This is a genomic window from Marinomonas shanghaiensis (assembly GCF_003259175.1).
GTDB classification, from domain to species: domain Bacteria; phylum Pseudomonadota; class Gammaproteobacteria; order Pseudomonadales; family Marinomonadaceae; genus Marinomonas; species Marinomonas shanghaiensis.
The window spans coordinates 89,268-108,018 of sequence record NZ_QGOK01000014.1; the positions used below are offsets into that span (position 1 = coordinate 89,268).

At 44.4% G+C, this 18,751-nt stretch carries 15 protein-coding genes; 11 read left to right on the forward strand and 4 right to left on the reverse strand.

Going from position 1 to position 18,751, the window contains the following annotated elements; translation table 11 throughout:
* Window positions 1-32: 32 nt before the first annotated feature.
* The 4 genes from efp (at window position 33) to DKT73_RS12420 (ending at window position 5,416) form a co-directional block, all read left to right on the forward strand.
* A complete protein-coding gene (gene efp, locus DKT73_RS12405; RefSeq protein ID WP_111638867.1) occupies window positions 33-608 on the forward strand; it encodes an elongation factor P in 576 nt (191 codons plus the stop codon).
* Between the two features lie 169 nt (window positions 609-777).
* Complete coding sequence (locus DKT73_RS12410) at window positions 778-2,445, forward strand: sensor domain-containing diguanylate cyclase (protein ID WP_111638868.1); 1,668 nt, start codon at window positions 778-780, stop codon at window positions 2,443-2,445.
* Window positions 2,446-2,735: 290 nt separating this feature from the next.
* Window positions 2,736-4,424 carry a cation:proton antiporter gene (locus DKT73_RS12415; protein WP_111638869.1) on the forward strand — a complete coding sequence of 563 codons (1,689 nt, stop codon included), beginning with the start codon at window positions 2,736-2,738 and terminating at the stop codon, window positions 4,422-4,424.
* A 17-nt stretch (window positions 4,425-4,441) separates the two neighbouring features.
* Window positions 4,442-5,416 carry a universal stress protein gene (locus DKT73_RS12420; protein WP_111638870.1) on the forward strand — a complete coding sequence of 325 codons (975 nt, stop codon included), beginning with the start codon at window positions 4,442-4,444 and terminating at the stop codon, window positions 5,414-5,416.
* A 79-nt stretch (window positions 5,417-5,495) separates the two neighbouring features.
* Here DKT73_RS12420 and DKT73_RS12425 read toward each other — a convergent pair whose 3' ends face one another.
* The gene (locus tag DKT73_RS12425) at window positions 5,496-5,936 is read right to left on the reverse strand and encodes a DoxX family protein (protein WP_111638871.1); all 441 of its coding nucleotides are present in this window, start codon (window positions 5,934-5,936) and stop codon (window positions 5,496-5,498) included.
* 324 nt (window positions 5,937-6,260) lie between these two features.
* On the opposite strand from DKT73_RS12425, the gene DKT73_RS12430 reads away from it, so the two are divergent.
* Window positions 6,261-6,989, forward strand: coding sequence for an SDR family oxidoreductase (locus DKT73_RS12430; RefSeq protein ID WP_111638872.1), 729 nt, complete (start codon window positions 6,261-6,263; stop codon window positions 6,987-6,989).
* A gap of 56 nt (window positions 6,990-7,045) precedes the next feature.
* On the opposite strand, the gene DKT73_RS12435 is transcribed toward DKT73_RS12430, so the two are convergent.
* Both DKT73_RS12435 and DKT73_RS12440 read right to left on the reverse strand, forming a co-directional pair.
* Entirely contained in the window at window positions 7,046-8,038 is a 993-nt protein-coding gene (locus DKT73_RS12435; RefSeq protein ID WP_111638873.1) for an NADP-dependent oxidoreductase, read from the reverse strand.
* Window positions 8,039-8,141: 103 nt separating this feature from the next.
* Complete coding sequence (locus tag DKT73_RS12440) at window positions 8,142-9,575, reverse strand: aminotransferase-like domain-containing protein (RefSeq protein ID WP_111638874.1); 1,434 nt, start codon at window positions 9,573-9,575, stop codon at window positions 8,142-8,144.
* Between the two features lie 234 nt (window positions 9,576-9,809).
* Between DKT73_RS12440 and DKT73_RS12445 the strand changes: the two genes are divergently transcribed.
* From DKT73_RS12445 to DKT73_RS12470, 6 genes are all read left to right on the forward strand, one after another.
* Window positions 9,810-10,721, forward strand: coding sequence for an EamA family transporter (locus DKT73_RS12445; RefSeq protein WP_111638875.1), 912 nt, complete (start codon window positions 9,810-9,812; stop codon window positions 10,719-10,721).
* Window positions 10,697-11,338: a LysE family translocator gene (locus DKT73_RS12450; protein WP_111638876.1), complete on the forward strand. Its 642-nt coding sequence runs from the start codon at window positions 10,697-10,699 to the stop codon at window positions 11,336-11,338. The genes DKT73_RS12445 and DKT73_RS12450 overlap by 25 nt, the downstream gene beginning before the upstream one ends.
* A gap of 45 nt (window positions 11,339-11,383) precedes the next feature.
* Complete coding sequence (epmA, locus tag DKT73_RS12455) at window positions 11,384-12,361, forward strand: EF-P lysine aminoacylase EpmA (RefSeq protein ID WP_111638877.1); 978 nt, start codon at window positions 11,384-11,386, stop codon at window positions 12,359-12,361.
* A gap of 47 nt (window positions 12,362-12,408) precedes the next feature.
* Window positions 12,409-14,709, forward strand: coding sequence for an ATP-binding protein (locus tag DKT73_RS12460; protein ID WP_111638878.1), 2,301 nt, complete (start codon window positions 12,409-12,411; stop codon window positions 14,707-14,709).
* The gene (locus DKT73_RS12465) at window positions 14,709-16,067 is read left to right on the forward strand and encodes a sigma-54-dependent transcriptional regulator (RefSeq protein ID WP_111638879.1); all 1,359 of its coding nucleotides are present in this window, start codon (window positions 14,709-14,711) and stop codon (window positions 16,065-16,067) included. The genes DKT73_RS12460 and DKT73_RS12465 overlap by 1 nt, the downstream gene beginning before the upstream one ends.
* 110 nt (window positions 16,068-16,177) lie before the next feature.
* The gene (locus tag DKT73_RS12470) at window positions 16,178-16,939 is read left to right on the forward strand and encodes a sulfite exporter TauE/SafE family protein (RefSeq protein WP_111638880.1); all 762 of its coding nucleotides are present in this window, start codon (window positions 16,178-16,180) and stop codon (window positions 16,937-16,939) included.
* A gap of 26 nt (window positions 16,940-16,965) precedes the next feature.
* Here DKT73_RS12470 and ggt read toward each other — a convergent pair whose 3' ends face one another.
* The gene (gene ggt / locus DKT73_RS12475) at window positions 16,966-18,726 is read right to left on the reverse strand and encodes a gamma-glutamyltransferase (RefSeq protein ID WP_111638881.1); all 1,761 of its coding nucleotides are present in this window, start codon (window positions 18,724-18,726) and stop codon (window positions 16,966-16,968) included.
* Window positions 18,727-18,751: the final 25 nt, after the last annotated feature.

The following is an 18,751-nucleotide window of genomic DNA, read 5'->3' on the forward strand; positions in this document are numbered from 1 at the left end:
GCTTTTTCTCTAAAAATATACTGTGAGGATGTATGGCTAATATTTCTACCAGCGAAATGCGCAGCGGTTCTAAAGTAATGGTCGACGGCGATCCATGTGCGATCATTGACAACGAACACGTTAAACCAGGAAAGGGCCAAGCCTTTAACCGCATCAAGCTGCGTAATTTAAAAACCGGTCGCGTTTGGGAACGTACTTTTAAGTCTGGTGACAGCTTAGAAACGGCAGATGTTATGGATACCGATATGGAGTATTTGTACACGGATGGCGAATTCTGGCACTTCATGTCAGTAGATGGTTCATTTGAACAGCACGCTGCCGATGAAACCGCGGTCGGTGACACGATTAAGTGGTTAAAAGAGCAAGAAAGATACGTTGTTACTTTGTACAACGGTGCCCCATTGGCGGTGTCTGCACCTAATTTCATTGAACTGGAAGTAAAAGAAACCGATCCAGGTGTGAAGGGCGATACGGCGAACGGTGGTTCTAAACCTGCTTTCTTGGTAACAGGTGCTATGGTTCGTGTGCCACTATTCATCAACATTGGTGAAGTGCTACGTGTTGATACTCGCACCGGCGAATACGTTTCTCGCGCAACGGGTAAATAATACCGGATGTAGCGTCATGAACAGGAAAGCCTCGATAGGAAACTATCGGGGCTTTTTTATACGTCAAAAGTGTTAACCCTCTCGCAGCGGTGCTTTTTTATGTAATTTGCCTTAATAAGCTGGTACTGTTTTGCCTCTTTCACCTATTTCATTTTGGGGCTGCTGCGTGATGTTGCAAGGAATTCACACCTTCCGGAGTCGTATCACTTTATTGACGGGAGGATTGTTACTGTCTCTCAGTTTAGTGTTAGTGACGTCGTCTTATTATGTGGCGTCGACACGCCTCTCCAATGCCAGTGGTGAGTATCTGGTTGGCATTAGTCAGTCTATTTCGAACATGCTTACGGCGAATTTAATAGAGCGTGAACGGGAGATTATACTGCTGAGTAAACGGCTTTCCTTGTATCAGAATCAAAACTTGACAGAGTTAGAGCAGACCATTGATCAGGTGAAAAACTCTTATAAACATTATGCGTGGATAGGGTTTGCCAGCCCCGAAGGGGTGGTATTAGCGTCGGGCGATGGTTTGTTGAAAGGGGCGGATGTTAGCCAACGACCTTGGTTTATTAATGGACGATCTGGTCCTTTTATTGGCGACCTCCACAAAGCTTTATTGCTCGAGTCATTGTTGCCCAAACAAGAAGATGGTGCTCCTATTCGCTTTGTGGATTTTTCAGCGCCCGTCATCAATGAACAGGGTAAATTAGAAGGCGTTGTGGCCACTCATGCGAATTGGCTCTGGGCGAAAGAAGTGTTGTCCTCTTCTTTTACAGCCGTCTCTAAAACCAAAGAAATTGACATGTTTATTATCAATAATGACGGTGATGTCTTGTATCCAGACAATCATCTTGGTGATATTTATGTGCCAACGACATTACCCAAAGACGGCCAATTTGAATCCCTTATTTGGCAGGATGGCAAAGATTATCTCACCAGCAAAGCGTTTGTTGACTCACCTGAATCGACCAATCTAGGCTGGCATATTGTGGTCCGCCAACCTGTTGCCATCGCCATGTCAACGGTTAACGAGTTGTATAAGCTATTACTGACGCTCGGTATTATATCTACTTTATTTTGCATGATTTTGGCGTATCGATTGGCGGGGGCTCTAAGTTTTCCTTTGGAGCGGCTGGCGGGAACCGCTAATCGTATACAACAAGGTGATAGACATGTCACCTTTCAAGAAGATAGTCAGTCGCATGAAGTCACCAGTTTGAGTCGTTCATTACAAGACATGATGTCGTCACTATTGGATCGAGAGCAGACACTGTTGCAATTGAACAGTACCTTAGAAGCAAAAGTACAATCAAGAACCGCGCAATTAGAAGCCACCAATCAATCCTTAAAAGCCATCGTACGCCAAGATCGTTTGACCCAAGTATGCAATAGATTAGCGTTAGATGAAGAGCTACTAAAAGAATATGAATTAGCGCGCGAGTCTGGCAATCCATACGCAGTTATCATGGTAGACGCGGATCATTTTAAAAAGGTTAATGACCAATATGGTCACACCGTTGGGGATACGGTTCTTAAGAAAATGGCCGCCGTATTAGAAAGTATCGTTGGTAGCAAGGGCATGGTGGCGCGATTTGGTGGCGAAGAATTCACAGTGCTCTTGCCTAATACGCAGATTGAGAACGCGCAACACTTGGCTGAAGCGCTGCGCGAAAAAGTTGCCGATACCGAAATGTATACAAGCTTATATGTCACTGCTAGCTTAGGTGTTGCCTTGTTTAAAATGACAGACGATCATTACGAACAAGTGCTCAATAGAGCCGATGCGGCCTTATATGAAGCGAAAGGCACAGGGCGTAACCGAGTCGTGGTGAGTGATTAAGGTTACAAAATGAATTATTAATTATACGTTATTTAAAACAAAGTAAGAAAATCATAAGCCCCTGATGTTCATCATCAGGGGCTTTTTATGATCTAAATCAATAGAAAGTGAATGCCTCTGCTAGTAAGGGAACTTGATCTTCTTTTTGTCCGTCTATCAATTGTCTGGCTTAACTGGTAGAAAATGAGAAAGCGTTTTACTCTCAAGAGATGAGATGTCCTTTCATTGCCATAAGCATAAGCATAAGAATTTAGGGCCGTTCTCTATTATTTCCATATGAGGAGTTTGCTTTGTTTGAATTAATCACTCAGTCATCTTTCAATGAAATTGCGGCTTTGTTGGTATTGGCGGCGTTGGCTGGAGGAGTTGGCTTATTACTCAGGCAGCCCTTGATTGTGAGCTTTATTGCTGTCGGTTTAATAGCAGGTCCATCGGCTCTTGATATTGTACATTCAAAAGAACAAATTAAGCTGCTTTCTGAATTAGGTATTGCTGTTTTACTGTTTCTTGTGGGCATTAAGCTGGATATAAAGCTTATCAAGTCTATTGGTTGGGTATCGGTATTAACCGGACTTGGCCAAGTGGCTTTTACCTCTATTATTGGTTATTTGATTGGACTGATGATTGGCTTAGATGCTATTTCAAGCCTGTATCTTGCGGTTGCGCTTACTTTCTCTTCAACCATTATTATCGTAAAACTTTTGTCTGACAAAAGAGAGATTGATTCTCTACATGGACAAATAGCGCTTGGTTTTTTGATTGTCCAGGATCTAGTCGTTGTTATGGCTATGATCGTCTTAGCGACGATTGGTATTGGTTCTGGGCAGGGAGAATCTAGTGATTCATCAGTATTGCATGTCGCTGGTTCAGCGGCAGGACTACTAATATTTGTTATTTTGTTTATTCGTTATGTCGCTAACACTTTGACGAGCATGTTGGCACGGGTTCCTGAGTTATTGGTCATTTATGCGATTGCACAAGCAGCTCTATTTGCCGCTGTGGGGCATATGGCTGGTCTTGGCATGGAAGTGGGTGGCTTATTAGCTGGGGTGTCTCTTGCTTCTACACCTTTTCGAGAAAGCATCGCCGCTAGATTGGCACCGTTACGTGATTTTTTGCTTTTATTCTTCTTTATCGCACTAGGTGCAACACTGGATTTATCATTACTAGGCTCAAACATTTATGGCGCGATTATCTTTTCGCTATTTGTTTTGATTGGTAATCCATTGATTGTGTTGGCCATCATGGGGGTGATGGGCTATCGAAAAAGAACCGCATTTTTGGCGGGACTCACTGTGGCTCAAATAAGTGAGTTTTCTCTTATTTTCATTGCGATGGGCATTAGTTTGGGACATGTTTCGCAAGATATTCTTGGATTAGCAACGTTGGTGGGCATTATTACTATTGCTGTATCAACTTATATGATTACTTACTCTCATCAATTGTACAGGCTTTTTGAACCAATATTGGGGGTGTTTGAACGAGAAAATCCGACAAGAGAACAGAATGTTGAAGTATTGTTGAGCAATCATCCTCAGGTAGTGATATTTGGTTTGGGGCGTTTGGGAACTGCCATCGCCACTCGGTTGTCTGACCAAGGAGTGAGAGTGTTGGGTGTGGATTTTAATCCTTCAGCGATAAAGCTATGGAACCAATTAGGGCTTAATTCTGAATATGGTGATGCAACCGATGCAGAGTTCATTGCTGAGTTGCCATTACGTAAAGCCATGTGGGTTGTGTCAACGATTCCTCATCATCACACAGGACTGTCTTTTGAAGATACGACAAGAACCATTGTGCAATTGGTGAAAGCGACGAGTTTTGATGGAAAAATAGCAGCCGTATCGCAAACCAAATTAGAAACAGAGCTGTTGAAGCATTTAGGGGTTGATCTTGTTTTAGAGCCTTTTCAAGATGCTGCTGATCGCGCCACAGAACTTTTGCTTGATGGTTTTGCAATCGAAGATGAATCGAAATAGACAAAGGGAATTTAATCATGAAAAAGTTTAATAACATTGTTTACGTTCTTGAGGATGATACGGACGTATTTTCATCCTCTCTTGTTCAAGTGGTTAACTTAGCAAAGACGAATCAAGCTAACTTGACTTTGTTGCATATTCATCCTGAGATCAAATCAACGGGGCTTGTGCATTTGACTGGTATAACGGAAGAAGAAATAAAGGACAAAGTTCTAGAAAAAGAGCGTGATAGGTTAAACACATTCATTCAATCGATAGACCAATCTTTGAATACAAGGGCAGAGGTTCGTTTTGGCAAAAAGTACATAGAAACCATTCGCGCTGTATACGATAAACAATTCGATTTAGTGATTAAAGAGGCGAAAAATCTTGATTGGTTTGATCGTCTATTAGGCAGTGATGACATGCATTTGTTGCGTAAATGTCCATGTCCTGTTTGGTTAATGAAGAAAAATGAAAAGCCAAAATACAAAAACATTATTGCGGCAGTAGATTTTGACAGTGAGTTTGAGTCTAGTCCTCGAGAAATTAATTATGAATTGAATAAAAAAATCTTAGAGTTATCGAGTTTACTTGCATTATCAGAGATGGCGACATTACACGTGGTAAATGCTTATGATGTTCCTCATGCGGGTTTTATTGGTTTGTGGGTGGAACAACCAGAGAAAGTAGAAAAACAGTTATTTGAGAGCGAATATCGTAATAGACGTTATCAAATGAACACTATGATGGATAGTTTAAAGCAAATGCTGGGGGAAGAAACCTTTCGGTATTTGTCTCCACAAACCCATATAGTACAGGGGTCACCCGATAGAGAGCTTCCCAAGTTAGCCAATAACATTAGTGCGGATCTGATGGTGATGGGAACAGTTGCAAGATCTGGCATTGCAGGAGTGATTATTGGTAACACAGCAGAAACCATACTTGCCCAGCTTCAATGTTCAGTTTTAGCCTTAAAACCAGACGGTTTTGTGTCACCTATATCCTCTTAAAGCGCCTATAAAATATAAAAACCTCGATATTGTAGGTATCGAGGTTTTCAGTATATCTAGCTTTTAACGAGGTGAGTCATTATTTGGCAGAAATTGCTTTATCAATCGATAAGGCACCTGCACCACTGAATACCAAAGAAATAGCGACAATCAGCAGTGTCAATGCATACTCATAACCGTTGTTTGCCATGAACAAGCCGTTTGAAAAATGAACAGAGAAGATCGCTATTAACATAGTAAAAGCGATGACCGCAGACGCTGGACGAACCAGTAAGCCAATGACTAAGGCCAAGCCACCGAAAAACTCTGCGCTACCGGCTAAAAGCGCCATTAGGTAGCCAGGTTCGAGGCCAAGGGACGCCATGAATTGCCCCGTGCCTTCCAATCCGTAACCGCCAAATGAGCCAAACAGTTTTTGTGCACCATGTGCCATTAGAATTAAACCCACTGGAATACGCAAAATTGTGCTAGCGATACCAGAGGTTGTGTGAGTGATTTTTTGGATGAATGATGATTGCATTTTCAGTTACCTTAATGTTGGGTGGGTGTTATTTACTATGTAGGCACTATATACAAAAAAAACCAAATAGATAACGGAGGTTTTTGAGTCAATTGATCAAAAAAATTGAACATTCATAATTTCCTATGATTTTTCTATCTTTTTTTATGGAAGGCTATTTTTATGCAATGTCTTTTCTAATTTCATCTGTATTTTCTCTTAAGAAGCATGACGACTAAGTAAGGCGTGATTTTGATTAGTGATGGACAAAAAAGTAGCAGAATTTAACACTCATAGAATGGTAGCGTTTGATTATCTATCAATAACAATAAGTAGGACAAAATCATGTCTAAAGCACTAATAGGAAAAGTCGCCGTCGTGACGGGGGGCGCATCAGGGATAGGTCTTGCTAGCGTTGAGGGTATGATAGCAGAGGGTGCCAAGGTAGTTATTGTGGATCGCGATGAAGCGGCGCTAAAGACCTTACAAGACAAATATAGTGACGCGGTAACGACCCTTGCTGTCGATTTATTAGATCCAGCTTCTTGCTCGGCGCTGGTGCCGCGTATTTTAGAAAAAGTTAAGACGATCGATATCTTCCACGCTAATGCGGGTTTGTATGTAGGCGGAGATCTAGTTGATGCCGACAACGACGCCATAGACCGAATGTTGAACTTGAATATTAACGTGGTCATTAAGAACGTACGTGATGTTTTACCTCATATGATTGAACGAGGCGTGGGTGATATTTTAATCACAAGTTCGTTAGCGGGACATTTTCCAACGCCTTGGGAGCCTGTTTATGCATCCTCTAAATGGGCGATGAATTGTTTTGTGCAAACAGTGCGTAGACAAGTCAGCAAGCACGGTATTCGGGTTGGCTCTGTATCGCCAGGTCCGGTGATTACCTCTTTGTTATCCGATTGGCCAGCGGACAAACTGGCAGAAGCCAAGGCCAAAGGCAGTCTAATGGATGCCAGTGATGTGGCTGAAGCGTTGGTTTTTATGTTAACGCGTCCTCGTCATGTGACGATTCGAGATGTAGTGATGTTGCCGTCGCAGTTTGACTTATAGCTAGAAACCTTTGCACGACCATCAGGTTCGTGCAAAGGCGTTCCATGTGCAAGTCGTTATAGTTTAACGATCAACTTGCCAGTATTTTTACCTTCAAACAATAAGTTAATACCGCTGGTTGCGCTTTCGATACCTTCAATGACATGAGTCCGGTACTGTAGCTCACCTTTACCTAACATAGCACCCAATGCTTGGCCGTATTCTGGAATGCGATGAAAATGGTCTGGCATGGTGAAGCCTTGAATAGACAAGCGGCGTTTGATAATCCCAATCCAGCTTGGGCCAGGAGAGGCTTCTTCTTTTTGATAGTCGGCAATAAGACCACAAACGGCAATGCGACCATGGGGATTCATGCGATCAAAGATTGGCCCTTGTGCTGCGCCACCGGTGTTTTCAAAGAACAGATCGATGCCGTTCCGTGTGGCATTGGTCAGTTGTTCAACAAAATCAGCGTCTTTGTAATTAATTGCGTGGTCAAAGCCTAACTCTTTGGTGAGCCATTGGCATTTATCATCCGAACCTGCCACGCCAACAACCGTTAAACCAAGGTTTTTCGCCATCTGACCGACAAGAGAGCCAACTGAACCCGCTGCCGCTGTGACGATAAGCGTCTGACCTGCTTCTGGTTTAAGCACTTCAAACACACCGTGGTAGGCCGTAATGCCGGGTAGGGCAATAACGGATAAAATCGCTTCAGCGGGCAACTCTTTTGGAATCATGTTCAGCCCATTGCCATCGCTGATGGCGTATTCCGTCAACCCCATAAGACCCATCACACGGGAACCAACAGGGAATTTCTCATTATTAGACTCGACAACTTCGCCAATACCACTGGCGCGCATGGTATCGCCTAATTTTACGGGGGGAATGTAGCTGTTTTCATCAGGGCTCATCCAACCGCGCATAGCGGGATCTAAAGAAAGATGAGAAAGCTTAACGAGTACTTCGCCTTCTTTTGGCGTTGGAATGTCTTGGGTGACAATGTTAAAGACATCTTCCGTGATTTCTAGCGTCGGGCGTTTAATCAGTTTTACTGAACGATAAGACATAGTAACTATTCCTCTTCCTGTTTCTCTTAATGCTTGCCTAGAGAGTTTGGGACGCTTTTATTGATCTAAAGGTTAGGATTGAAGGAGTAAATGTGCAATTGTCCTAATCTGATGTTGTCCTTGGGTGCAGTAATTGGTGAATTAAGTGACATAAACGGATCAATTGTTGATAAGTACTGTGTTTATCCCCAGTATTTTCCAGTGGCCAGCCGCAGTTGATGCGGAAGCAGTCGTGATAAAAGTCGTGGGTGCTAAAACACGCGCCGCTACGGATGTCGATACCTTGTTTATTGGCTTCTTTTTCAAGCTGTGGCGCATTTAAATCGGGGATCTGCACCCAAAGCACAATGCCGCCGTGTGGGACGCTGATTTTGGCATGGCTGGGTAAATGTTTGATCAAAAACTGCTGATAACTGTGAATGTGTTGGTTCAATACGGTGCGTATTTTATTCACATGAGAGCGATATTCGCCTGTGTTAATAAATTCAGCCAAACAAGTCTGTATAAGCCCATTCACCCCAAAGCTGGTTAAGGCATGTTGATTAAGATAAGGCGTAAAATATCGCCCAGGAAGACTCCAACCCAGCCGCAGTCCGGCGGCGAGCGTCTTAGAAAAAGACCCGCACCAAATCACGTAACCTTCTTTGTCCCAATATTTCGCTGGTAGCGTGTGTTGCTTCTGATGGCTTAACTCGAAATACACATCGTCCTCTATCATGGGTGTTTTGTATCGCGTTGTTAATGTGACGAGTGCTTGTTTTTGTTCAACGGGCAGTGTTATGCCAGTTGGATTCATATTCGATGTGCTGAACAGGGAAGCTTTAATCAAACCCTGTTGCAGCAAGGTTTCGAGAAGGTCTAAGTCCAAGCCTTTGTCACTAATAGGGATTTCAATCACTTTGCGAGATAGGGCACTGAGCAAATCGAGTAACCCACTAAAACAAGGTGAACTAATGGCAATGGTGTCACCTGCTTTGGTGACGCTTTCTATCGCCAGTCTTACTGCATCAATACAGCCATTGGTAATCACAAAGTCGGCTGCTGAAAAGGCTAGATTGTCATGGCGAAAATGTTCCGCAAGGGCGCTTCTCAGGCCTTTGTCACCTTGTGTTTCTGGATATTGAAATAGGTGTTTTCCTGCTCTTTGAGTGACACGTTTAATGCTGCGTTGCAGTGCGACGCTCGGCTGTAATTCTGGAGAAATCATTGAGGTGCCAAGCGGACTAAAAAGCGCCGAGGCAGGGTTATAGCCATTTAACGGCGCAAAGCGTTTTGGGTCGCGCTGTTCAATACTTTTGATGTTTAGGCTTGGAAAGCTGGTTGCTTCAATTTGGTTGGCAACAAAGTACCCAGACTGCGGCTGCGCATAAATCCAACCGGTCTGTTGAAGATAGTCATAGGTTTTTGTGGCTGTTGTCATGCTGACTTGATGCTGCTTGGCCATTGTCCGTAGTGCTGGCAAACGGCTTCCCGCAGGCAGACGTTGCGCTTGTATGTCGTCGATATAATGCTGAGCAAGTGTTTCGTAAAGCGCCATAACATTCCCTCAAAGTATTTCCTTTCTTTGGATTGTACTCTTATTTTTATAAAAAATTGAATCTGTGTTCTTTTTTGTTTTCTAGTGATACTTCTTTCTGAAGGAAATGCTTAGCTATGTTCAGTTACACGCGGTGTTTCTGAGAGGTAGGCGGTAGTTTCGAGTAGAAACACAGCGTGTAATTGAGCGCCTTCGATATTGTTTAGAGCAGATTTTATTTACTAGGAACGAATAATGAAACTACGAGACTTTGGCTTGCTGTTTGTTTTGATGGCATTATGGGGATTGAATTTCAGCGTGATCAAGCTTGGTGTGAACAGTGTTCATCCTTTGGTGCTTACCGCGTTGCGTTTTAGTTTTGCGGTGTTTCCTTTGATTTTTTTTATTAAGAAACCGGACGTGCCGTGGCGTTATTTGATCGCTTATGGCTTGTCTTTTGGTGTCGGCGTGTGGGGATTAACGACGTTATCGATAGGTGCGGGTGTCTCGGCGGGCATGGCGTCTTTGTTGTTGGACATGAGTGTGGTTAGCAGCTTATTGGTAGGTTGGTTGTGCTTAAACGAAACCATTACCCGCAATAAATTGCTTGGCGCTGGACTCGCGTTACTTGGGCTTGCTTTGATTATGCAAGCCCAAGGTGGTTCCGTGACTGGCAAGGGCTTAATTTTGGTATTGATGGCGTCTGTGTTTTGGAGCGTCAATGGTTTGATCGTAAAGCGCGCGAACACAAAAGCTATTTTTGCGTTTAATATATGGGGGATGGTGTTTGCTCCTTTGCCTTTGTTGTTATTAGCCGTTATGTCTGAAGGGATGCAAGTTGTCGCTGAGTTGCCGAATCAATTTACTCAATGGACATTATTTTCTGCATTATTCCAAGCTTATCCGACCACACTGTTGGGCTACTGGTTTTGGAATAAAATGATCATGAAATATTCCGTTTCGACGGTCGCGCCAATGACGTTATTGGTGCCTGTGTTTGGTATTTTAGGCGGTTATTGGTTTTACAACGAGCCAATAGAAACGAATCAGATCATCGCTGCTGTGCTGATTTTATTAGGTCTGTTTGTCGGGCAAATGGCATTGCCGCAATTACGTTTCTTTAAAAGACTGAGAGGTGATTCATGCAAGAAATCCACTATGTCCTGATATTAATAGGGGCGTTTGTTGCTATGGCGAGTCCTGGGCCTGCGACATTGGCGATTGCATCTACGTCAATGAATCAGGGGAGAGTGCAAGGTTTGGCGTTAGCATTAGGTATACTCACAGGCTCGCTATTTTGGTCTTGTTCAGCAGCCTTTGGTTTAGGTGCTGTGCTGTATGCGAATGTTTGGCTATTCGAAAGCTTACGTTATGTTGGTGCAGTTTATTTATTATTCTTAGCTTACAAATCTTGCCGTTCAGCAATGGCTAATAAATCGGATGCAAGCAAAATGTTGGCCACGTTGGATACCAAACAAAGGTCTCTTCTCTCTGCGTATTTTCGTGGTTTGGCCATCCACTTAACCAATCCTAAAGCGATTTTGTTTCTAGGATCGTTATTCGCCATGGGGATGCCGAGTTCGGTTTCCACACAAGGTTTGTTGTCTGTGATTGCCTTATTAACGATTCAAAGTGCCTGCATAAATTTGGGCTACGCTGTGTTGTTTTCGAATCCAAAAATGCGCCAAGGCTATTTCAAAATGAAACGCGGCTTTGACGCTGCCTTCGCACTCATGTTTGGCGCGGCAGGCATTAAAATATTGTTGAGTAAAGTAAATATGTAACGCGGTATTTGCTATGATGCACTTTATTTTTCAGAGTGTTTTTCTATGTACGACGCTTCTTTGTGGCAACCCAGTGCAGATCTTTCTATTTTGCAAAAGCGCGCTCAGTTACTGAAAGCGATTCGCGCTTTTTTTGATACTCGAGATGTGATGGAGGTGGACACTCAATGTTTGTCACTGGGCAGTATCACTGATCCACATATTGAAGTGTTAACTAGCAAGACGCGCTCCCAAGGCCAAGACCTTACTTACTATCTTCAGACCTCTCCAGAGTTCGCTATGAAGCGTTTATTGTGTGCGGGTTCTGGTTCTATCTATCAATTAGGGAAAGTGTTTCGAGCCGAGGAAATAGGCCGTCGTCATAGCATCGAATTTACCATGTTGGAATGGTATCGAGTGGGTTTTGATCATTGGCAATTGATGGATGAGATCCAAGCTTTGTTGTCTGTGTTATTAGAGGATGCTTCGTTGACGTGCGAGCGACTCAGTTATCAAATGGCATTTTTACGCCACACTGGACTGGATCCTTTTGCGGCGACAGTGTTCCAGTTACAAAAATGCGCTCATGAGCATACGGAATATGGCCTTCAAGAAAATGATAGAGACACACTGCTGGAGCTGCTTTTTTCCAGTGTTGTAGAGCCTGCTATTGGCAAATATGTCCCTTGTTTTGTGCACAGTTATCCCGCTTCTCAAGCGGCCCTTGCTAAAACGCATTTGGACGAAAAAGGCCAGCAAGTCGCGGCCCGTTTTGAGCTGTATTGGCAAGGTATGGAACTGGCAAATGGCTACCACGAATTGACCGATGCCAAAGAGCAAGCAAGGCGTTTTGCTGAAGACAAGGCAACACGCCAAGAAATGCGTTTGGCGAATCGGCAATTTGATGAACGATTGATTACGGCCTTAGGTAATGGCTTACCGGATTGTGCGGGCGTGGCGTTAGGCGTGGATCGGTTGTTGATGTTATTGTGTCATAAGTCGCATATTGCTGAGGTCTTACCCTTTGCTCACGCTAGAGCTTAATCATGTTACGACAAGTTATGAGCGATAATAACAACAAGGTATTTTAGATGAGCGCATTGAAAGACAAGTACGCTTTTAACATGAGATGGCTATTTTCGTCTAGGCAGCTCATTTGGCTGTATCTTGGCGTCTTTTTGGTGGTGGTATTGCTGATTTGGAAAGGCGGAGAGGCTTTACGGAACCAGCAAATCAAAGCTTTACGAATTGACTCTTTTGAGCAGTTGAATCAGCTTGCTAGCGTGCTTGAAAGTGCCATTGCTAAGTATCAGCACATGCCGACGCTATTAGCTTCAAACGATAGGGTAAAAAAGGCGCTGCGTGATGGTTTAGAGTCGGACATTAATCAGCTTAATCGTGAACTTGAACAAATTAACCGTATCACCGAAGCATCAGACAGTTATATTTTAAACACCGATGGTTTAACCATTGCCGCCTCGAATTATCGAGAAGAGGCCAGCTTTGTTGGTGGCAATTTTTCTTTTCGTCCCTATTTTAAAGAGGCTATTCAAGGCAAGCCAGGACGTTATTATGCGCTTGGCACCACGTCTAACCGCCGAGGCTATTATTTTTCATACCCTGTTTATGACGGCAGTTCGATCATAGGTATTGCGGTCGTCAAAGTGGACTTAACACAATTTGAAAAGCGTTTTGCCAGTCAAAATTATGAATTTCTTTTATTAGATCCAGATAACATAGTGTTTAGTAGCTCTCGGCCACATTGGTTATATCGCGTGTTAGGGGAGCTATCTCATATTGAGTTACAACGTATTGCCGACTCTCAGCGCTACTTTGGGCAGTCGATTGAAAAGCTAGCGATTGTTTATCAAAAGCCGTTTGATGAAAAGTCGCAGATTGTTGATGTGTTGGAAAACACCGTCACGAACGGTACAGAGGAATTGCAGCGGCTCTCTTTTTTAAGAATGAGTCGTCCTATTCGGCTGTTGGATTTCCAAATATCCATTTTGGCGCCGCTAAAAATTATCAACGAGGAGATCTCCCTATGGCGAGCCATTTTCGCGGGTGGTGTCACTATTACGGCCTTGTTGTTCGGTTTGGCTATGCTGCGTCGTCGAATGCTTAGAGAGCGTTCCGATGCCAATGAAATGACACGCCACAACCAAGCGTATATTCGTGAAGTCATCCAAAATACACAAGCGGGTTTGGTGACCTTGGATGAACACCACAAAATAGAATCTTTTAATCCAGCGGTGGAACGACTGGTGGGACGACCTTTGGCTCCTTTAGTTGGGCAGCCACTGGGGCGGTTATTTCAACCCGATGAACAAGACGCTAGCTCTCTCTCTTCCCATGCAGACTTTTGGGATGCTACCAATGATTTAGGTATTAAAGTGCTGACTCGGGAAGGGCATTTATGCTATTCCAATCAGGCCGTTCCAGTTGAAATGACCTTGTGTAAAATGCAGTTACCAAATCGGTTGAGCTATCTGGTCACTTTTCATGACATGACCGAGCGCAAACGTTATGAGCAAGACATTACTCAGGCGCGAATAGAATTAGAGGCACGAGTAAAAGAACGTACCGTTGAGTTAGAGGGCGCTAATATTCGATTGCGTCACGAGATAGAAGAGCATAAAGGAACGCAACGGGAGTTGATTCAAACCGCGAAGTTGGCAGTATTAGGGCAATTAAGTGCGGGGTTAAACCATGAATTAAACCAGCCTTTGACTGCGATTCGAGCCTTTGCCGGAAACGGTTTGAAGTTTTTAGACCGCGGTCAATACGAACAAGCCCATACGAATTTGCAGCACATTAGCCAATTAGGCCACCACATGGGCGATATTATTGCGCGCTTTAAGGTCTTTGCGCGCAAAGGCGATGTTCACCAAGGGCCGATTGCTGTGCAAACCGCGATAATGGGCGCATTGAAAATCATGGGGCCACGTTACAAAGAAGTGGGCATCGAGTTGCAGGTGACAGAGGATCAAGGTTTTATCGTGAATGGCGATATGGTCTTTTTGGAGCAAGTACTGGTGAATCTTTTAGCCAATGCAGCCGATGCTATATTAGAGGCATCGGATAACCCTAAATGTGTGTGTATCGAGCAAACTTGCGAGGAAAATCATATTGTGATTTGTGTTCAAGACTCGGGTAACGGTTTGAGTGATGATGCGATTCGACATTTGTTTGAGCCGTTTTTCACGTCTAAATCGTCAGGTTTAGGATTGGGGCTAGGCTTGTCTATTAGTCAGCGTATTGTGGAAGCAATGGGCGGGCAAATTAGCGCCTATAATCGAGATGCTGGCGGTGCCGAGTTTTGTGTTAGGCTACCTCGTTTTAATCACCAGTCGTCCCAGTCTCTTTCTAAAGAGTCTAAAGAGGAAATCTAATGCCGGACAGCAAGCAAGTACTTTTAATTGATGATGAGCAAGCGGTTCGTATGGCCATTTCTCAGACTTTGCAGCTTGAAGATTTTCAAGTTCTTGAGTTTGCATCAGCGCAAGGCGTGGTGGAAAGGTTGTCTTTAGATTGGTCTGGCGTGATTGTGAGTGACATCAACCTTCCAGGCAAAAGTGGTCTTGAACTGTTCGAAGAAGTGAAAAAGATTGATGCAGAGATCCCCTTTATTCTGATCACAGGTCACGGTGATATCAGCATGGCGGTGAGCGCCATTCGGGATGGCGCCTATGATTTTATTGAAAAGCCTTTTTCCAATGAAGATTTTCTTGAAGTGGTGCGCCGTGCTTCAGAGAAAAGACGCTTAACCCTAGAAAACCGTAATTTACGTTTAGAATTGGTTGCGCAGAATGCGCCTGGCCCAAGGATTATTGGTAATACGCCGGGGATTCATCGTTTGCGTCAGGCCCTATTGCATGTGGCGGACACCGGGGCGGATATTTTGATTCAGGGAGAAACCGGCACAGGAAAAGAGTTGGTGGCGCGTTATATCCATGAGCACAGTTCTCGTCGAGGTCGTACATTCGTGGCAATTAATTGTGGTGCAGTGCCGGATTCGATTATGGAATCTGAACTCTTTGGCCATGAAAAAGGTGCCTTTACCGATGCCAAAGCTCAACGTATTGGTAAGTTGGAACACGCCAATGGCGGCACACTCTTTTTAGATGAAATTGAAAGCATGCCCATGTCGATGCAAATTCGTTTGTTGCGTGTATTAGAAGAGCGCCGTTTAGAGCGTTTGGGCTCTAATACAGCGATTGATCTGGACCTGCGCATTTTGGCGGCCACTAAAGTGGATTTAAAACAACTGAGCGAAAGTGGGACGTTTCGTGAAGATTTGTATTACCGACTCAACGTCGTACGAGTTGACATTCCGCCACTACGGGAACGCAAAGATGATATTTCCTTGCTGTGGCAGCACTTTTGTCTGGTCGCTATTGCGCAATATAAGCGTGAGTCGGAACCACTGTCTGCTGCGCGTATGCACAGTTTGTTAAGTTATGATTGGCCTGGGAATGTGCGTGAGTTACGCAATCTCGCCGAGCGCTATGTGCTGATGGGAGAAGCGGGTTCGTTTGAGTTTGATCAGATCATTATCAATGAAAACAATCCCGGTGTAATGACGCTACCAGAACAGATAGAGCGCTTTGAAAAAACGCTACTAGAACAAGAACTGCTGCGTCAAAAAGGCTCCATCAAAGACACCATGGATGCGCTTGGGCTACCGCGTAAAACCCTCTACGATAAAATGCGTAAATACGGGCTGGATAAAGATATTTACAAACAATAATAGACGCTCTTGTGTAGTCGCTATTACCAACACTAATGGGCTTGATGATATTTCTAAGGCCCATTTTGGTATTCTAATGGCCTCATTTTTGCTGACTTTTTGCCGACTGTATGACTTTATCTGCGCTTTTGTTTGAGCAAGTATCGCCGCCTATCTTTTTTCTTCTTGTGCTTATTTCAGGAGTGACCTCTTTTTTCACCGCGAGCTTTGGTGCTGGTGGTGGGGTGATGTTGCTAGGAGTAATGGCGCAGGTCTTGCCGCCACAGTTGATTATTCCACTGCATGGCGTTGCGCAATTAGGGTCAAACGCTGGGCGCGCGGCCATGAGTTGGCGGCATATTGATTGGAAGTTGATCGGAGCTTTTTTGCCCGGTGCTTTGTTGGGGGCTTTTATTGGTAGCTTTGTGTTAGTGGCTTTACCTCCTGCCATTATGTACTTGACCATTGCCTTGTTTATTTTGTATCTATGTTGGGGGCCTAAGTTACCTAAGATGGTTTTAGGAGCATGGGGAACCGTGATTGCGGGTGGTGTGACGACTTTTATTACACTGTTTGCCGGGGCGACAGGGCCCTTGGTCGCCGCGTTTGTTAAACAAATTCACGAGGATCGCTTTCGGACTGTGGCAACGTTTGCTATGGCGATGTCGTTACAGCATATTTTGAAGGTCGTCGTGTTTGAAGCGGCTGGTTTTCCTCTTAGTACGTGGTTACCTTTGTTAGTTTGTATGATTTTGAGTGGCGCATTGGGAACTTGGATCGGGCTGAAATTGCTAAAACGCATGCCCGACCGCTATTTTCACCGTATTTTTAACCTAGTGTTGACGCTAATGGCGTTAAGATTAATTTGGCAGTCCTTTGCCTTAATGATGTAACGAGCTTAGTGCTAATCTCCTGGTGCTCAATCTCCCAGTACTAGGCCTTCTCGTCTTGGGTCTGCACCACCGAGTAAGGCATTATTATCGATGACGATTCCTTGTACGCCAGAGTTTAAGTCTTGTATCGATACTTTGAAGCCCATCTCTGTAAGATTTTTTTCTAAAGCCGTCGCTTGGGTGTCCTTTTCAATATTAAAGGTGCCAAATTGGTTAAGCACATTAGGCAGTGAAATGGCATCTTGTATGTCCATTCCCCACTCAAGGTGTGCAATCAGTGTCTTAGCGACGTAACCTATTATACGAGAACCGCCAGGAGAGCCGACGACCAAGTAGGGCTTATCATTTTTCATTACAATGGTAGGAGACATGGAAGAGCGAGGGCGTTTACCGGGTTCTAAACGATTGGCAATGGGATAGCCATCTTGATAGGTTTTAAAAGAAAAATCGGTCAATTCGTTGTTCAGCAAAAAACCATTGGTCATCAGATGGGAGCCAAAACCGTTTTCAATGGTGGTTGTGACCGAGACCGCATTGCCTTCTTTGTCGACGATGGAGATATGACTGGTCGAAGGTAACTCTATGGAAATGTCGTCAGCTTGTTTAACTGGGTGTCGCCATTCTGGTTCGCCTGCTGCAACAGAGGTTAAGGCTTTTCCTGGTGTGATTAATTTTGCCCGTTCGGCGAGGTAGCTTTTATCCAATAAACCTTGTGGCATAGGCACAAAGTCTGTGTCTGCTATGTAACGGCCACGATCAGCAAAAGCAAGACGAGATGCGTCACCGATAATTTGCCAAGCTTCTGGTGAATTGGCCCCTAATTTAGCAAGATCAAAGTGTTCGGTAATTCCCAATATTTGCCCAACCGTCAAGGCTCCAGAACTCGGTGGTCCCATGCCACAAATGTCGTATTCCTTATAAGGCAAGCACACAGGGGCACGTTCTTTGATCCGGTAGCTGGCAAAATCTTTTTCCGATAATACACCTGGATTGTCGAGTGCACCGCGTACCTGAGAGATAATGTTTTGAGCAATTTGTCCACTGTAAAACTCGTCAGCGCCATAAGTGGCAAGTGTGCGTAGGGTTGTGTAGTACTGGGTGTTTTGTAAACGGCTACCGGCTTCGACAGGTGTATCATCTAGATTAAAAAAATACGCTTTGGTTTCAGGATAGCGTGATAGGCGTTCGGCACTTTCTTTGATGGCACCAGCCAAGCGTGGTGAGACAATAAAGCCTTCTTGAGCGAGTTTTTCCGCTGGAGCCAATAGATCTGCCCACGGCATTTTTCCATAGCGAGTGTGAAGATCTCCCATGAGTTTGACTGTGCCTGGCGTGCCGACAGAACGGCCACCAACAACCGCGTCGTAGAAGGCAAGCGGTTCACCGTTTTCATCTTGAAAAAGTTCTGGTGTTGCTTCTTGTGGTGCTGTTTCGCGGCCATCAAAGGTGGTGAGCTTTTTATTGACGGCGTCGTAATACACCACGAAAGCGCCACCGCCTAAACCTGAAGATTGTGGCTCGACTAACCCCAGTACCATTTGTACAGCAACCAGTGCGTCTATTGCTGAGCCGCCTGCTTTTAGCACATCGTAACCGGCTTTGCTTGCCTCTGGGTTGGCTGTGGCGACCATGAAATCCTTTGCTTGCACGAGCGTCTTTTGTTGAATGCCACTCGCCCCTTCTGGGGCGACCGCATCGGCAGCTTGTCCCGCTGCTAACGCCATTTGTCCGGTAACGAATAAACTCAGTAAACAGAAATGGGGTAACCAGCGTTTTTTGGGCGTCATAAAAATCCTTATTGATGCAATATAA

Bases quoted from the DNA above. Each gene is read 5' to 3' on its own strand.
- efp (WP_111638867.1), top strand. From the start codon at position 33: ATGGCTAATATTTCTACCAGCGAAATGCGCAGCGGTTCTAAAGTAATG.
- DKT73_RS12410 (WP_111638868.1), top strand. From the start codon at position 778: ATGTTGCAAGGAATTCACACCTTCCGGAGTCGTATCACTTTATTGACG.
- DKT73_RS12420 (WP_111638870.1), top strand. From the start codon at position 4,442: ATGAAAAAGTTTAATAACATTGTTTACGTTCTTGAGGATGATACGGAC.
- DKT73_RS12425 (WP_111638871.1), bottom strand. From the start codon at position 5,936: ATGCAATCATCATTCATCCAAAAAATCACTCACACAACCTCTGGTATC.
- DKT73_RS12430 (WP_111638872.1), top strand. From the start codon at position 6,261: ATGTCTAAAGCACTAATAGGAAAAGTCGCCGTCGTGACGGGGGGCGCA.
- DKT73_RS12435 (WP_111638873.1), bottom strand. From the start codon at position 8,038: ATGTCTTATCGTTCAGTAAAACTGATTAAACGCCCGACGCTAGAAATC.
- DKT73_RS12440 (WP_111638874.1), bottom strand. From the start codon at position 9,575: ATGGCGCTTTACGAAACACTTGCTCAGCATTATATCGACGACATACAA.
- DKT73_RS12445 (WP_111638875.1), top strand. From the start codon at position 9,810: ATGAAACTACGAGACTTTGGCTTGCTGTTTGTTTTGATGGCATTATGG.
- DKT73_RS12450 (WP_111638876.1), top strand. From the start codon at position 10,697: ATGCAAGAAATCCACTATGTCCTGATATTAATAGGGGCGTTTGTTGCT.
- epmA (WP_111638877.1), top strand. From the start codon at position 11,384: ATGTACGACGCTTCTTTGTGGCAACCCAGTGCAGATCTTTCTATTTTG.
- DKT73_RS12460 (WP_111638878.1), top strand. From the start codon at position 12,409: ATGAGCGCATTGAAAGACAAGTACGCTTTTAACATGAGATGGCTATTT.
- DKT73_RS12465 (WP_111638879.1), top strand. From the start codon at position 14,709: ATGCCGGACAGCAAGCAAGTACTTTTAATTGATGATGAGCAAGCGGTT.
- DKT73_RS12470 (WP_111638880.1), top strand. From the start codon at position 16,178: ATGACTTTATCTGCGCTTTTGTTTGAGCAAGTATCGCCGCCTATCTTT.
- ggt (WP_111638881.1), bottom strand. From the start codon at position 18,726: ATGACGCCCAAAAAACGCTGGTTACCCCATTTCTGTTTACTGAGTTTA.